Here is a 15,453-nt window from a genome sequence, read left to right as displayed (position 1 = left end):
GTTGTCTTGAATTAGACGCTGGATTTAGGTTCTAAAACATTGTTACCTGTATACTCGATGCGGGAGTGGCGGAATTGGTAGACGCGCTGGATTTAGGTTCCAGTATCTTAGGATGTGAGAGTTCAAGTCTCTCCTTCCGCACCATATTCTTGATAAGAATTAAAACTATCAATTGTTTATTGTTGGGATATCGCCAAGCGGTAAGGCACCAGGTTTTGATCCTGGCATTCCCAGGTTCAAATCCTGGTATCCCAGCCAACAATGGCTAAGTAGCTCAGTTGGTTAGAGCACATCACTCATAATGATGGGGTCACAGGTTCAAATCCCGTCTTAGCCACCATTTCTTTTTTTGAAGTGGCTCTGCAAGAGTTAAAATTGCAGCTCAATGAAGAGTTTAAAATAACTACCATTTCTTTGATTAATTCAAAGTGATAATGCGGGAGTGGCGGAATTGGCAGTTGTCTTGAATTAGACGCTGGATTTAGGTTCTAAAACAGTATGACCTGCATACTCGATGCGGGAGTGGCGGAATTGGTAGACGCGCTGGATTTAGGTTCCAGTATCTTAGGATGTGAGAGTTCAAGTCTCTCCTTCCGCACCATATTCTTTGATAAGAATTAAAATTATCAGCAATTTCTTAGTTGGGATATCGCCAAGCGGTAAGGCACCAGGTTTTGATCCTGGCATTCCCAGGTTCAAATCCTGGTATCCCAGCCAACTTCTTCTACCAAAGAATGTTGAATTAAGAAATACTCTGTTAAGAGTATAGACATAAATTTGTATGCGGGAGTGGCGGAATTGGTAGACGCGCTGGATTTAGGTTCCAGTATCTTAGGATGTGAGAGTTCAAGTCTCTCCTTCCGCACCATATTCTTGATAAGAATTAAAATTATCAGCAATTTCTTAGTTGGGATATCGCCAAGCGGTAAGGCACCAGGTTTTGATCCTGGCATTCCCAGGTTCAAATCCTGGTATCCCAGCCAACTTCTTCTACCAAAGAATGTTGTATAAGAATAAGAACTGCGGGAGTGGCGGAATTGGTAGACGCGCTGGATTTAGGTTCCAGTATCTTAGGATGTGAGAGTTCAAGTCTCTCCTTCCGCACCATGTTCTTAATTAGAACTAAAACTCATCCAAATTTAGAGTTGGGATATCGCCAAGCGGTAAGGCACCAGGTTTTGATCCTGGCATTCCCAGGTTCAAATCCTGGTATCCCAGCCAATTTGCATGTTTCTTTGATTGCCCCCCACACTAGCTTCAAAACCACTAATATTTTTACTTTTATAACCCAATACCACATTTTTCAAATATAAAAAAAAGACCCAAATTTGAGCCTTTTCACCAACTAACTAAGCTCACCACTTATTGCGTATTTTAATACCCAGTTTTTTACCGGCCCTGTATTATTAGCTAACTTTAAAAATGTGCTGCGCGCCCATTTTAATGGGGTTATTTGGTTTGAGAAACCAAAGTAGCAAGCATCCATCATACTCATCATTAATAAATTAGCGTTACGACGACTACGTTCGTACTCTTTAAGCATTAGCGGGCAACCTACATCATCAGCTGTACGCAACACTTCAGCTAAGGCAGCCACATCTTGAAAGCCTAAATTAACGCCCTGTCCTGCCAGAGGATTAATGGTGTGCGCCGCATCACCCACTAAAACGAGTCGCCCTTGTGAATAATTATTGGCATGCTGCCTTGCTAGAGGAAATATAGCATGGCTTTGTACTTCAAAATCACCAGCGAGCTTTGGAAACTTTTCAATAATATGAGCTTTTAATGCGCTAGGTTGTAGGGCTTTAAATGCTTTGAGGGTATTTGCATCGTCATACCAAATTAAATTTGCATAAGGTGCTTGCATAGGTAAAAACGCAACGGGCCCTGTAGGTGTAAACTGCTGCCATGTTTTAACTTGTTGCGGTGCATCGAGCTTTATTAGCACGCCCATACAATGCTGCTGATATTGCCACCCAGTTATACCAATATTGGCTTTGCTACGTAATTGTGATTGCCCACCATCGGCTGCAATCACTAAATCAGCAGTATAGCTTTGTTCGTTATAGTGTAAGGTAATGCTATCAGGGTTTTGCTCTATTGCAGTTAAAGCCGATGCAGGATTAATCATTTCAATATTATGCTGCCCAAATTGCTGCCATAAGCTTGCTTGAATTAACTTATTCTCGATTAAATGACCTAAATGCGTGGTATTGATGGCATGGCAATCAAATACTAAATGATCGTTACCACGCTCAAAAGCTTCTAATCGCTCATAGGGAGCGAGTCTATTTTCGCGCAGCAATGGCATAGCACCGAGCTGATCAAGCAGTTTTTCCGAAAAGCGGTTAATAGCTGATACTCGTATATCAACTACATCACTGCTAAGCACTAGTGATGCATCTATTGGGTGTTTTTCAATAACACGTACAGCTTTGCCTTGTTGCGCTAATTTAATAGCTATAGCGGCACCAACCATGCCGCCCCCTACTACAATTACATTACTTTTAGCCATGTCTTTCATCATTTTACTTCTGACTTAACTCTACTTTGATTGTATCGTAATTAGTTTGCTCTGTGTGAGCGCTTCGCTTAATTCTCTTATTAAACCCATACTATATTGATTTCAGATCACAAACATGAAATCTATACTTGGTTTTGAGCGTGTATCCAGCTAAAATACGCGTCCTTTAAGTCGAGCAAAATTTAATAATTGCGCCACTTATACCTGTTTCTAGCACATGTTTGTGCCACTATCGAATTGAACACGAGGCTATATTTCAATGAGCAAAAAGCTGCATATTAAAACCTGGGGTTGTCAGATGAACGAATACGACTCTCAGAAAATGGCTGATCTTCTAGATGCGACCAACGGCTATCAGCTAACTGAAGAAGCTGCTGATGCTGATGTTATATTACTTAACACCTGTTCAATTCGTGAAAAAGCGCAAGAGAAAGTATTTCACCAACTAGGTCGTTGGAAGTTATTAAAAGATGACAAACCAGACCTGATTATTGGTGTTGGCGGCTGTGTAGCATCGCAAGAAGGCGATTCAATTCGTCAACGCGCGCCGTTTGTCGATGTTATTTTTGGCCCACAAACATTGCACCGTTTACCTGAAATGATCAAACAAGTGCAAGGTAACAAAGGGTCATCAGTGGTTGATATTTCATTCCCAGAGATTGAAAAATTTGACCGTCTTCCTGAGCCAAAAGCGGAAGGTCCTACTGCGTTTGTATCAATTATGGAAGGGTGTTCTAAATACTGTACTTTCTGTGTTGTACCTTACACCCGTGGTGAAGAAGTAAGCCGCCCTGTTGATGATGTATTATTAGAAGTTGCACAGTTAGCCGAGCAAGGCGTACGTGAAGTTAACCTATTAGGTCAAAACGTAAATGCATACCGTGGAGATACACACGATGGTGAAATTTGCTATTTCTCAGATCTAATTCGTTTAGTGGCTGCAATTGACGGGATTGACCGTATTCGTTACACCACCTCGCACCCTGTAGAGTTTACACCTGACATCATTGACGCTTATGCCGATGTGCCTGAGCTGGTTGATCACTTACACCTTCCAGTACAAAGTGGCTCAGATCGTGTTTTAAACTTAATGAAACGCGGCCATACTGCACTTGAGTACAAATCAACTATTCGTAAGCTACGTAAAATTCGCCCTAACTTAAGTATGTCGTCAGATTTCATCATAGGTTTCCCAGGTGAAAGCAAGGCCGATTTTGAAGCGACCATGAACCTTATCAACGATATTGGTTTTGATATGAGCTTTAGCTTTATTTACAGTGCACGCCCAGGTACGCCAGCGGCCGATTTGCCAGATGACGTAACCGAGCAAGAGAAAAAAGAGCGCCTGTACTTATTACAAAACCGTATTACACAAATGGCACAGCAAATTAGCCGCCAAATGTTTGATACCGAACAACGTATTTTAGTTGAAGGTCCTTCTAAGAAGAACCCGATGGAACTACGTGGCCGAACTGAAAACAACCGTGTAGTTAACTTTGTTGGTCCACACACAGTGATCGGTCAGTTTGTTGATGTACGTATTACCGAGGCACTACCAAACTCTTTACGTGGCGATTTAATTCGTACAGAATCAGAAATGAACTTACGCCGCGAAATTGCCCCTTCTGCTATTTTAACCAAAGCAGCGAGCGAGCAAAAAACCGAGACAGCTAACGAAATTGGCGTTGCTACTTTCGTACCTTAGTTGCAAAAATTCATTGCGTCAGTTAACGCTGGCGCACTGTAATAGGAAGTAATTTTGAGTAATCAGTTAAAAACATTAGAGATTTATTTAGAACCTGCCGACAACAAACGCCTTTCTTCATTATGTGGCCCGTTTGACGAAAACATCAAACAAATTGAACGCCGTCTAGGTGTTGAAATTATTCATCGTGATAACTTTTTTAAAGTAACCGGTAAACTACACAGTAGCGCCGGCGCGGTAGAGATCTTAAAAAACCTTTATATTGATACTCAGCCTGTACGTGGGGAAATTGGCGAAATTGAGCCTGACAACGTCCATTTAGCCATCACTGAGTCTAAAGCGCTTGAGCAAGACACCTCAAGTAGCGCCTACGGCAAAGAAATGATGATTAAAACCCGTCGTGGCGTGATTAAACCGCGTAACGATAACCAAGGCTCATATGTTGCTAATATTTTGCACCACGACATTACCTTTGGTATTGGCCCTGCGGGTACAGGTAAAACCTATCTTGCCGTTGCGGCGGCAGTTGATGCACTCGAGCGCCAAGAAATACGTCGTATATTGCTCACTCGCCCTGCGGTTGAAGCGGGTGAAAAACTTGGCTTTTTACCCGGTGATTTAAGCCAAAAAATAGACCCTTACTTACGCCCACTTTACGATGCCTTATTTGAAATGCTTGGCTTTGAGCGTGTTGAAAAGCTGATTGAAAAAAACATCATCGAAATTGCTCCACTGGCTTATATGCGCGGACGCACACTTAATGATGCGTTTATTATTTTAGATGAAAGCCAAAATACCACCACAGAGCAAATGAAAATGTTCTTAACTCGTATTGGCTTTAATTCTAAAGCGGTGATCACCGGCGACATAACCCAAGTTGATTTACCTCGGGGAGCGCGCTCTGGCCTTCGTCATGCTATTGATGTGTTAGATGGCGTTGATGAAATTAGCTTTAACTTTTTTAAATCGCATGATGTAGTACGCCACCCTGTGGTAGCACGTATCGTTGAAGCCTATGAGCGCAACGACGAACGTGAGCGCCTTAAGCGATTAGAAAAACAACAAGCTAAAGAAGCGCTTGCCTCTCATGAGCAACCTGCGACTAAAGAGTAATACAGTGAAAACAGAACTTGATTTACAAATCGCGTGTGAGTTTGACAACTTACCCAGCCTTGAGCAGTTTGCAATGTGGGCCGATAAAGTACTTAGCCAATACCGCGATGAGTCTGAGCTGACCATTGTCATTAGCGATGAAGCACAGTCACAACAGCTCAATAATGACTACCGCGGTAAAAATAAGCCTACCAACGTATTATCGTTTGAATTTGAAGCGCCACCGGGTATTGATATCCCACTTGTGGGTGACTTAATTATTTGTCCAGCCATCGTTTTGGCTGAGGCCCAAGAGCAAGAAAAGTCATTTCATGACCACTTTGCCCATATGGTTATTCATGGATGCTTGCATTTACTTGGATTTGACCATATAAAGAGTGAAGATGCGTTAGAGATGGAAAGTATAGAAAAGCAATTACTTGCTGAACTAAACATAGCAGACCCATACCGGGACGATATTTAAATAAACGGAGCAATTAGACGTAATGAGCGACGATAACTCGCAATCTAGCCAGGGTTCTTCTGGCAGGACTTGGCTGGGCCGTATAACCCACATGTTGCAAGGGGAACCCCAGAATAGAGAAGAGCTGGTTGAGGTGATTGCCGATGCCCAAGAGCGGGATGTAATCGATCCTGAAACCAAAGAAATGATTGAAGGTGTGCTTGGTGTGTCTGAGCTTAAAGTGCGAGATATTATGATACCGCGCTCACAAATGGTCACCTTGGAAATTGATAGCCCGCTTGAAGAGCATATACCTATGATGGTTGACTCTACCCACTCTCGTTTTCCGGTTGTGTGTGAAGATAAAGACCATGTAGAAGGGATTTTACTCGCAAAAGACTTATTACCTCTTATTTTAAACAAAGATGAGCATTTACCATCGCTACGTGACTATTTACGTCCTGCTATGGTGGTGCCTGAAAGTAAACGGGTTGATACTCTGCTTAACGAGTTTCGTCAGCAACGCTACCATATGGCAATCGTGATAGACGAATACGGCGGCGTATCTGGTTTGGTCACTATTGAAGATATTCTTGAGATCATTGTTGGCGAAATCGAAGATGAGCACGATGAAGAAGAAGAACAACAAGATATTCGTCAACTAGCTAAACATGTTTACGTTGTGCAGGCACTGACCCCTGTAGATGACTTTAATGAGCATTTTAAATCAGGTTACAGCTCGCAAGACGCCGATACTATTGGTGGTATCGTATTACATGCCTTTGGCCATATGCCGAGTCGTGGCGAAACTATTGATATAGACGGGTTTCAGTTTAAAGTAACTAATTCTGATAACCGTCGTATATTACAACTGCAAGTCACCATTCCTAAGGCTGATGATAACGACAGTGAAGAAACTGCTAACTAGTCTCACCCTACTAGCAAAAGATAAAAAAGCATGGCTCGCACTGGTTGCGGGCCTTGTTTTGACTTTTAGCTACGCGCCTTTTGGTATTTGGCCAATTGTATTTTTTAGCTTGGTCGCATTATTTTATTGTATCCCTGCAAACCTCACTGGAAAAAAACACGCTAAAACCGCGGCTAAATATGGCTTTATATTTGGCCTAGGCTGGTTTGGTGCAGGTATAAGTTGGGTACATGTTTCTATCGCCACCTTTGGTGGTATGCCACTTATCGCTTCCATTTCGTTAATGGTATTACTGTGCAGCTACCTTTCATTATTTCCTGCGTTGGCACTATGGGCAACCACTCGTTTTTCAAACGGCTCTATAAGTTTTGCAGCGCTACTACTCCCTTGTTTTGCGATTAGTGAATATTTGCGAGCCAAGCTATTAACCGGTTTTCCTTGGTTAAGCTTTGGCTATACACAAACAGATAGCCCACTGAATGCCCTTGCTCCTTTTATTGGTGAATTTGGACTCACGCTATTATGTATTGCCATTGGTTTTGCATTGTACAGCTTAACGCAAAAACAATTTAAAATGCCTGTTGTTACCGCTGCTGTGGTTGTTTTAGCTTTTGCAGGTGCACATTTTACAAAGGCACCCCATTACTCCAATAAAGACCTTTCTGTGCTGCTTGTACAAGGTAATATAAAACAACACTTGCGCTTTGACCCCAGTGAGTTTTGGACCACCATGAGTAAGTATCAAGATATGACGCGCCGTCACTGGGATGCTGATTTAATTGTGTGGCCTGAAGCTGCAGTGCCTGAAATAGAAGCCCTCGCTGATTCATATTTAGCAGGCTTAGACAGTGCCGCCTCATTTAATAAAACCGCGCTAGTAACGGGTATTGTCGATTACCAACGCGATACAAAAACCATTTTCAATACGCTGATTGTGGTCGGTAACAAAGAGCAAAATGATGAACATGGCCACTACCGTTACTTAGACAGTAACCGCTATCAAAAGCATCAGTTATTGCCTATTGGAGAGTTTGTTCCCTTTGAAGACATACTGCGCCCCATAGCTCCGTTATTTGATTTGCCTATGTCATCGTTCTCTCGCGGTGATAAAGTGCAAAATAACTTACGCGCGAATGGCTTTAATCTACTGCCCGCTATTTGCTACGAAATAGTCTTTGCTGATTTAGTGCGTGGTAACTACAAAAGCGACTCAGACATATTATTTACGGTGAGTAATGATGCTTGGTTTGGTGATTCAATCGGCCCCCACCAGCATATGCAAATTGCCCGCATGCGCGCCCTAGAACTACAACGTCCACTAATACGTGTTACCAACAACGGCATAAGTGGTGTATACGACCCCATAAGCCAAACACGTCAAACTATGCCACAGTTTGAAACTACCACACTTAAAGCCAATATAAAGCTCATACAAGGGGATAGCGTGTATAGCCAATACGGCAATGGGTTTGTATGGGGGTTTATATTGTTATTGGGTATGATTGGATTTGGGGTTAAATTTAAGAAGTAAATTCGTTGGTTACTAGCTCAATAATTTGTTGTTTTATTGCTGCCTGCGGAGACTTCACCTCACTAAGTTGCGGCTGCAATCTATTTATCCCTTCTTGTTGTTGCTCGATTTTATATTTTTTAGCCCCGATATGCTCAGCATCCATAGTCAAACGATTGTCGTCTTCAGCTGGCCCATATTGGCTATTATTTATGGTTAAACTACGTTATACAGTGCTCTGCTTAAGCTTATTTACATGCTCTTGTAATGCAACCACTTGCTTATATGCCTTTTCTAAATTTTGATATTGCTCAGCAAATGTTGCGCTATCTTCGCTGTATTTTTGAACCTTTGCGTCTAAAAACTCTGATAAAACATAGTCAAGTTCTTCTTGTGATTCGTCACCTGTAGGTTGCCGCTCTGTTTCTACTAAAGCCTGATTGTTATAATTAGATGCTTGATATTGAATTGAGGCGGTTGAAATCTTCATTATTTTATCCCTAAAATAAATTTGTCACTATTTTAGGTATCGACTGATATTTTAAACTCTTGAGTAGGATTGACTGATAAGAGCAAATAAAAAAGCCCTACTTGATTAAAGCAGGGCTTAACGTATTTTTTACCTTAAAATTACGACTCAATAGCCAGTAATTCCACCTCAAAAATAAGCAATGACGCAGGAGGTATAATCCCTACCCGCTTTTCACCATAGGCAAGCTGGTGCGGTATATAAAACTGAAATTTATCGCCCGGGCTCATCAGTTGCAGACCCTCAGTCCAGCCTTTTATCACTTGGTGCAAGCCAAAGCTAATCGGAGTTTTACGCTCTACTGAGCTGTCAAATACAGTGCCGTCGATTAAAGTGCCATGATAATGCACTTTCACCATACTTGTTGGGCTAGGTGTATTTTCGCTCTGTCCTTTATGGATTATTTTATATTGCAAGCCAGATGCGGTTTCATTTACGCCTTCAGTTTTTGCATTAGCAATTAAATAATCACTTTCAATTTGTGCGTTAGCGATTGCTTGCTGCTTAGCTTTTTTACTGTTTTTAAAAATTAAAACACAAAAAATAGCGATAACAATCAGTAAAATAATATTGATCATAACTCCCCTTTTTCATCTTCTGAGTCGTGGTCTTTTTCGTCACTGTTATCGCCATTAACAATATCGGCAATGTCTTTTAATCGCGCTAATGCAATGCCATTAACCGAATCTTCTGGGTAGTGTTCATCAACCATGTCACCCGCGTCAATGTCCATTAGTAAGTTTAGCGCTTGGTCAACGGTTTCAACGGCGAAAATATTAAATTTACCCAGTTCAACCGCATTGAGTATTTCATCATCAAGTACTAAGTTAACTTGGTTTGATTTTGGAATAATAACGCCTTGCTCACCCGTTAAGCCGCGCATTTTACATAGCTTAAAAAAACCTTCTATTTTCTCGTTTACACCACCAATGGCCTGTACATCACCATGTTGGTTAATTGAACCGGTTAGAGCAATAGACTGACTGATAGGTAAGCTCGTAATGGCGGAAATTAGCGCACAAAGTTCAGCAAGAGAGGCGCTATCACCATCTATGTAGCCATAACTTTGTTCAATAGCGATATTCGCACTGAGTGTTAAGCTAAAGTGTTGCGCGTATTTGTTACCTAAATAACCAGTGAGCAGCATTACCCCTTTTGAGTGAATTGCTTTACCCAGCTCAGCTTCGCGTTCCACATCAATTACGCCGTCGGCGCCCGCATAAACGGTAGCAGTAATACGTGCAGGTGTGCCAAATGAGGTGTCACCAATGTGCAGTACAGTTAAACCATTTACTTTACCTACGGCTTGCCCGTCGGTCGCAATTAAGGTGTGCCCTTCTTTTATATCGCTGAGCATATTTTCACTAATTTGCCCAGTACGATATTGTTTGCCTTCAATCGCTTCGTCAATATGGCGTGCATCAATCACCGTTAGCTTGTCTTGTTTAGCGTAAAAACTGGCCTCAGCCACCAGCTCTAATACATCAGCAAAACGGGCTGAGAGTTTATTATGGTGCTCAGCTTGGCGATAACTAAACTTAAGCAATCGCACCATTGCTGATTCGTTTAACATGCACTTTAATGTCTGCTCGCAGTAATCACTGACTTTAGTAATAAACTGATACTGCAGCTTATCGCTACTTGGTAAGTAATAATCAAAATCGGCAAGTACTCTAAATAACTCGGCAAATTCTTCGTCGTATTCACCGATGGTGTAATAAAGCTCACGTGAACCAAGCAAAATAATTTTCACATCAAGCGGTATTAACTGCGGGCGAAGCGTAAAGCTACTGCCAACTACACTGTCTTGATAAGGTAAGTCATTTTTAATTTGATGCGTTTTTAACGACAGTTTTAGTCCATCCCACACTTGGGGTTGAGCCATTACTTTTTCAGCATCCATAATTAAATAGCCGCCATTCGCGCGGTGCAATGCACCTGGTTGAATTGATCGATAGCTGGTAATTAACGACCCTTGCGATGTGGCATATTCAATTTTGCCAAAAATATTACCAAACGTTGGGTTTGGCTCGTAAACAACCGGTGCCGCATCGCCTTCTTTATATTCGACCAAAATATTAGGCGCAAAAAAGTCGGTAAGCATGCCTTTACGATCAAAGTCTTCTTTGTTTTCTTCGCTTTCACCTTCATCATCAAGCCATTCGAGCACGGCATCAATAATTTCTACACGTATATCTTTTAAATAACGCAGTACACCAATATGGCTGGCATATTTATGTTCTAAATCTTTTAATAACGGTTTAGTAGCTTGCTCAGCGGTAGACTTTTTAAGGTTGCGAAGCTTTTCTTTGGATTCACGTTTCCAGCGCGGTAACTCAATAAGCGCCTCAATGAGGGCATCTTCTAATTTTTCTATACGCTCAAAAAACATCTCGCGTAAGTCATCTTCAAGATCAGAAAACTCATTATCGGTAAGTTGTTTACCATCAATCAGCGGTGCAAAGCCGACTACGCCTTTTTCTTCAATTAGTGCCACACTTTGCTCAAGCGCGGCTATTTCTACCGATGTAATGGCGCCATCGTAAGCATCGTTAAACTCACGGTCTATCGATTTTTTCTTACGCTGATAGGCTGGGTTATCAAATGCAGCAGGAAAGGTGTCGAGTACTTCATCAATAAACGAGTCAATATCATCGGCTAATTGTTTGCTTTGCCCTGCATGCATAAATAACGCAATAGGCTCACGGTGATCGTCGTAGTTATTAACATATAACCATTCATGCGGTGTTGTGCGCTCTTTAGCGTGTTGTTTTAATTTGTCTTTTACTAAGGTAAAACGCCCGTGTGCCGCCTCTCCCATTACGTAAACATTATAACCGGGTAGGTCCATTCCTAAAGAAAAGTCCAACGCACTTTGCGCACGTTGTTGGCCTATAAAGGTAAGTTGCTCAGGGTATGGATTGCTCATGCAAGTGCTTACATGGCTCGAAGAAATACTCGGTGCAAGATTTGATACAGGTAGTGGCAGCAGTTTTTTCGTCATTCTAACTTCTTTTTTTACCAGCTTAATTGCTAGATTTGGGCATATTGAGTGGCCTACAGCCACTCAATACTTATATTTAGGGTTGTAAAGCCTGGCGGCTAAAATAGATGCCATCACACTGCGTACAAGGAATAATTTGCGTTGCATGGTAAACATCGTAACTATGGTTGCAATTCTTACATACTAATGTGCCCATGGCTATCCATTCACCTGCGTGATAAACACCATTATGCTTAAAATCTTCACTTAATGACTGCCATTCAAGCTGTGTTTTGTCTTCAATATGAGAAAGTTCAAACCACAATGACTCTTTAAGCTCCTGCCATGCAAGCGAATTATAGTAGCTGTTATTTTCTTGTAGATGAGAGATATCGCGCATTAAGTAATTACGATAAAGCTGATATTTTTCTTCACCTAAATCTTTAAGTGCCTGCTCAGATTCAATAAATCGCTTTACTGCAGCTTTAACCTCATGCTCTTTCACATCTTTTAACCAATCGGTTAAATCACTAAGCCATGCTCTGTAATCTGCCATTTTATACTCCTTCAAAATTGTGAGGGGACTGATATTTATACGGCGCTATTAGCTGTTGATAAAAACAACACCATACAGGCTTTGTTTAGGGTCTGTTGACCTTTTAAGGTTAAATTTGCAGCAGTCTGTTTGGTATTTAGGCAAGGCAGAGCCTATGTGGTGTGGTTATTCCCCATAAATAGGCGATAACGCAGCATCAATGCCAAACAGGCGCTGCCCGAAGGGTTCTGCCTAGGGGTGATTTACTCTTTGTTGCTCGGTTTTTACTTAGCCCACTAGGTTACAAACCTCGCGTCGCGATTAAATCGTCCCTAGTTTGAACAAATTGTAATCCACAAAGATCAACATACCCTAGCTTAAACCTCAAATACTTGCGTGTAAACTCAACTAAAAAGATTAACAAACGCTAAGTTAAAACTGACTCCTAACGTAGATAAGTATAGGTTAACCTGCACTGAAAACTAATTTAGCGGCAAATTTGTAAAAAGCGCCGCTTTGGCGCTGTGAATAACCCTTAATTTGGGGTATCCTATCGACAATTTTTTATTAGTATGCAAGAAGTTTGGAAACGTAAATGCAAGAGCAATATAACCCACAAGACATAGAGTCAAAAGTCCAACGCTACTGGGAAGAAAACCAAGTATTTAAAGTCACAGAAGACGAGAGCAAAGAAAAGTACTACTGCCTCTCAATGTTTCCTTACCCAAGTGGTCGACTGCATATGGGTCATGTGCGTAACTACACCATTGGTGACGTGGTTTCTCGCTTTCAGCGCTTGCAAGGCAAAAACGTAATGCAACCTATGGGTTGGGATGCGTTTGGTTTACCTGCAGAAAACGCGGCTATTAAAAATAAAACAGCCCCAGCAAAATGGACTTACGAAAATATTGACTACATGCGTAACCAGCTTAAGCAATTAGGGTTTGGCTACGACTGGGATCGCGAAATTGCGACGTGCCACCCAGAATATTATAAATGGGAACAATGGTTCTTCACTAAGCTTTACGAAAAAGGCCTAGTGTACAAAAAAATGTCAACGGTTAACTGGGATCCTGTAGATCAAACAGTATTAGCTAACGAACAAGTAATTGATGGTCGTGGTTGGCGTTCAGGCGCAGTAGTAGAACAAAAAGAAATTCCACAGTGGTTTATAAAAATTACCGACTATGCTCAAGAGCTATTAGACGACTTAGACAAACTAGAAGATTGGCCTGAGCAAGTTAAAACCATGCAGCGCAACTGGATTGGTCGCTCTGAAGGGTTAGATATCGAGTTTACGCGCACCGACAATAACGAAAAGTTTAGTGTATACACCACTCGTCCAGATACGTTTATGGGCGTGACATACCTAGCTGTGGCCGGTGGCCACCCAATCGCACAAGAAGCGGCTAAAAACAACGACGCGATTGCGATGTTTGTTGAAGAGTGTAAAAACACTAAAGTTGCCGAAGCGGATATGGCAACCATGGAGAAAAAAGGCATTGCAACAGGCTTTTACGCCACGCATCCATTAACGGGCGAGCAAGTGCCTATTTGGGTTGCAAACTTTGTATTGATGCATTACGGCTCAGGCGCGGTAATGGCAGTACCAGCGCACGACCAACGTGACTTTGAATTTGCCACCGCATACGGCCTCGATATTAAACAAGTTATTGCCCCTGCTGAAGGTTCAGAGCTTGAGGTAAACCTTAGCAAAGAAGCATTCACCGAAAAAGGCGTACTGGTTAACTCAGGTGAATTTGATGGCCTTGATTTTGAAAACGCCTTTAACGCTGTTGCCGACAAACTAGAAGCATTAGGTGTAGGTGAGCGTAAAGTAAACTTCCGTCTTCGCGATTGGGGCGTAAGTCGCCAACGTTACTGGGGCTCTCCAATCCCAATGCTGAGCGATGAAAACGGTAACGAGCTTGCTGCTACTGAAGATATGCTCCCTGTGCGTTTACCAGAAGATGTGGTAATGAATGGTGTTACATCGCCAATTAAAGCCGATCCGAATTGGGCTAAAACAACTGTAAACGGTGTACCTGCTACTCACGAAACAGATACTTTTGACACCTTCATGGAATCATCGTGGTATTACGCTCGCTACTGTAGCCCACGCCATGACGAAGGCATGTTAGACCCAGCAGCCGCTAACTACTGGTTACCAGTAAACCAATATATTGGTGGTATTGAGCACGCCATATTGCACTTATTATATTCGCGCTTTTTCCACAAATTATTACGTGACTTTGGTTTAGTTAATTCAGATGAACCATTCGACCGCTTACTTTGTCAAGGTATGGTACTTGCTGAAACATTTTATCGTAAAGATGAAAAAGGTGGCGACATTTGGATTTCGCCAAGTGATGTAAACACAGAGACCGACGACAAAGGTCGCGTAACTAAAGCATGGCATAAAAAAGATGGTGAACCGGTGTTCTCATCTGGCATGAGCAAAATGTCTAAGTCGAAAAACAACGGTATAGACCCACAAGAAGTTATTGCCCAATACGGTGCAGATACAGTGCGTTTATTTATGATGTTTACAGCACCACCAGAGCAAACGCTTGAATGGTCAGATTCAGGCGTTGAAGGCGCACATCGTTTCTTAAAACGTATCTGGAAATACGCAGTAGACGTTAAAACAGTAGGTTACCAAGCACTTGATAAATCGGCGCTTACTAACCCGCAAAAAGTACTACGTCGTGAGCTACACAAAGCAATCGCAAAAGTGAGCGATGATGTAGAGCGTCGTCAAACCTTTAACACCGCTATTGCCGCAATTATGGAGCTTTCTAACAAGCTATTAAAAGCGCCATTAAGTGACACACAAGATGTTGCCATTGCTAACGAGGCACTGGAAGCATTAATAATTATGCTGGCACCTATTACACCGCATTTATCGCATCAATTATGGCAAGACCTAGGTAAAGAAGGTGATATTTTAGATGCGGCATGGCCAAAAGTTGACGAATCTGCTCTTGTTGAAGATGAAAAACTAATCATCGTACAAGTAAACGGTAAGCTGCGTGCAAAGCTAACAGTGGCTGCTGATGCTACGCAAGAGCAAGTAGAAGCTTTGGCATTTGCCGAGTCTAACGTGACTAAATTTACTGATGGTGCAACGATACGAAAAGTTATTTATGTACCCGGTAAATTACTTAACGTGGTAGCTAACTAA

12 protein-coding genes and 9 tRNA genes are annotated in these 15,453 nt (G+C 41.9%); 15 read left to right on the top strand and 6 right to left on the bottom strand.

Annotation, left to right across the window (positions count from 1 at the left end; genetic code table 11):
• Nucleotides 1-59 precede the first annotated feature (59 nt).
• The 9 genes from LOC50_RS04465 (at nucleotide 60) to LOC50_RS04425 (ending at nucleotide 1,221) form a co-directional block, all read left to right on the top strand.
• Nucleotides 60-144: transfer RNA gene (locus LOC50_RS04465), tRNA-Leu, on the top strand.
• 39 nt (nucleotides 145-183) lie between these two features.
• A tRNA-Gln gene (locus LOC50_RS04460) sits at nucleotides 184-258 on the top strand.
• 5 nt (nucleotides 259-263) lie between these two features.
• A tRNA-Met gene (locus LOC50_RS04455) sits at nucleotides 264-340 on the top strand.
• A 176-nt stretch (nucleotides 341-516) separates the two neighbouring features.
• Nucleotides 517-601, top strand: a tRNA-Leu gene (locus LOC50_RS04450).
• 41 nt (nucleotides 602-642) lie between these two features.
• Nucleotides 643-717: transfer RNA gene (locus LOC50_RS04445), tRNA-Gln, on the top strand.
• Between the two features lie 66 nt (nucleotides 718-783).
• A tRNA-Leu gene (locus LOC50_RS04440) sits at nucleotides 784-868 on the top strand.
• A 40-nt stretch (nucleotides 869-908) separates the two neighbouring features.
• Nucleotides 909-983 (top strand) — tRNA-Gln (locus LOC50_RS04435).
• A 39-nt stretch (nucleotides 984-1,022) separates the two neighbouring features.
• Nucleotides 1,023-1,107 (top strand) — tRNA-Leu (locus tag LOC50_RS04430).
• Between the two features lie 39 nt (nucleotides 1,108-1,146).
• Nucleotides 1,147-1,221, top strand: a tRNA-Gln gene (locus LOC50_RS04425).
• Nucleotides 1,222-1,345: 124 nt separating this feature from the next.
• Here the strand turns inward: LOC50_RS04425 and LOC50_RS04420 are convergent.
• The gene (locus LOC50_RS04420; protein WP_250653692.1) at nucleotides 1,346-2,527 is read right to left on the bottom strand and encodes an FAD-dependent oxidoreductase; all 1,182 of its coding nucleotides are present in this window, start codon (nucleotides 2,525-2,527) and stop codon (nucleotides 1,346-1,348) included.
• Between the two features lie 256 nt (nucleotides 2,528-2,783).
• On the opposite strand from LOC50_RS04420, the gene miaB reads away from it, so the two are divergent.
• From miaB to lnt, 5 genes are read left to right on the top strand one after another with little or no spacing between them, the layout of a single operon-like run.
• Entirely contained in the window at nucleotides 2,784-4,229 is a 1,446-nt protein-coding gene (miaB, locus tag LOC50_RS04415; protein ID WP_069439958.1) for a tRNA (N6-isopentenyl adenosine(37)-C2)-methylthiotransferase MiaB, read from the top strand.
• 54 nt (nucleotides 4,230-4,283) lie between these two features.
• Nucleotides 4,284-5,342, top strand: a complete 1,059-nt coding sequence (locus LOC50_RS04410; protein ID WP_069439957.1) for a PhoH family protein — start codon at nucleotides 4,284-4,286, stop codon at nucleotides 5,340-5,342.
• A 4-nt stretch (nucleotides 5,343-5,346) separates the two neighbouring features.
• Nucleotides 5,347-5,805, top strand: a complete 459-nt coding sequence (gene ybeY, locus LOC50_RS04405; RefSeq protein WP_008115159.1) for an rRNA maturation RNase YbeY — start codon at nucleotides 5,347-5,349, stop codon at nucleotides 5,803-5,805.
• A 22-nt stretch (nucleotides 5,806-5,827) separates the two neighbouring features.
• Nucleotides 5,828-6,712, top strand: coding sequence for a CNNM family magnesium/cobalt transport protein CorC (gene corC, locus LOC50_RS04400; RefSeq protein ID WP_036982057.1), 885 nt, complete (start codon nucleotides 5,828-5,830; stop codon nucleotides 6,710-6,712).
• Nucleotides 6,693-8,243, top strand: a complete 1,551-nt coding sequence (gene lnt, locus LOC50_RS04395) for an apolipoprotein N-acyltransferase (RefSeq protein WP_250653691.1) — start codon at nucleotides 6,693-6,695, stop codon at nucleotides 8,241-8,243. Before corC ends, lnt begins: the two co-directional genes overlap by 20 nt.
• Here the strand turns inward: lnt and LOC50_RS04390 are convergent.
• The 5 genes from LOC50_RS04390 to LOC50_RS04370 form a co-directional block, all read right to left on the bottom strand.
• Nucleotides 8,233-8,388 (bottom strand): hypothetical protein, encoded by a 156-nt coding sequence (locus LOC50_RS04390; RefSeq protein ID WP_250653690.1) that lies wholly within the window; start codon nucleotides 8,386-8,388, stop codon nucleotides 8,233-8,235. The two genes, lnt and LOC50_RS04390, sit on opposite strands and share 11 nt — an antisense overlap.
• Nucleotides 8,389-8,448: 60 nt before the next feature.
• On the bottom strand, nucleotides 8,449-8,712 hold the full coding sequence (locus LOC50_RS04385) for a hypothetical protein (protein WP_248474877.1): 264 nt from the start codon (nucleotides 8,710-8,712) through the stop codon (nucleotides 8,449-8,451).
• A gap of 140 nt (nucleotides 8,713-8,852) precedes the next feature.
• Entirely contained in the window at nucleotides 8,853-9,329 is a 477-nt protein-coding gene (gene bamJ, locus LOC50_RS04380; protein WP_250653689.1) for a BamJ family beta-barrel-assembly machinery protein, read from the bottom strand.
• Nucleotides 9,326-11,755 (bottom strand): Lon protease family protein, encoded by a 2,430-nt coding sequence (locus LOC50_RS04375; RefSeq protein WP_036983426.1) that lies wholly within the window; start codon nucleotides 11,753-11,755, stop codon nucleotides 9,326-9,328. The genes bamJ and LOC50_RS04375 overlap by 4 nt, the downstream gene beginning before the upstream one ends.
• A gap of 76 nt (nucleotides 11,756-11,831) precedes the next feature.
• Nucleotides 11,832-12,290: a zinc ribbon-containing protein gene (locus tag LOC50_RS04370; RefSeq protein WP_138627455.1), complete on the bottom strand. Its 459-nt coding sequence runs from the start codon at nucleotides 12,288-12,290 to the stop codon at nucleotides 11,832-11,834.
• A 574-nt stretch (nucleotides 12,291-12,864) separates the two neighbouring features.
• On the opposite strand from LOC50_RS04370, the gene leuS reads away from it, so the two are divergent.
• A complete protein-coding gene (gene leuS / locus LOC50_RS04365; protein ID WP_138626344.1) occupies nucleotides 12,865-15,453 on the top strand; it encodes a leucine--tRNA ligase in 2,589 nt (862 codons plus the stop codon).

It is taken from the genome of Pseudoalteromonas sp. SCSIO 43095, assembly GCF_023650455.1.
GTDB classification, from domain to species: domain Bacteria; phylum Pseudomonadota; class Gammaproteobacteria; order Enterobacterales; family Alteromonadaceae; genus Pseudoalteromonas; species Pseudoalteromonas tetraodonis.
The sequence above is the reverse complement of the archived record's forward strand: the minus strand, read 5'-3'. Positions and strand labels throughout refer to the sequence as shown.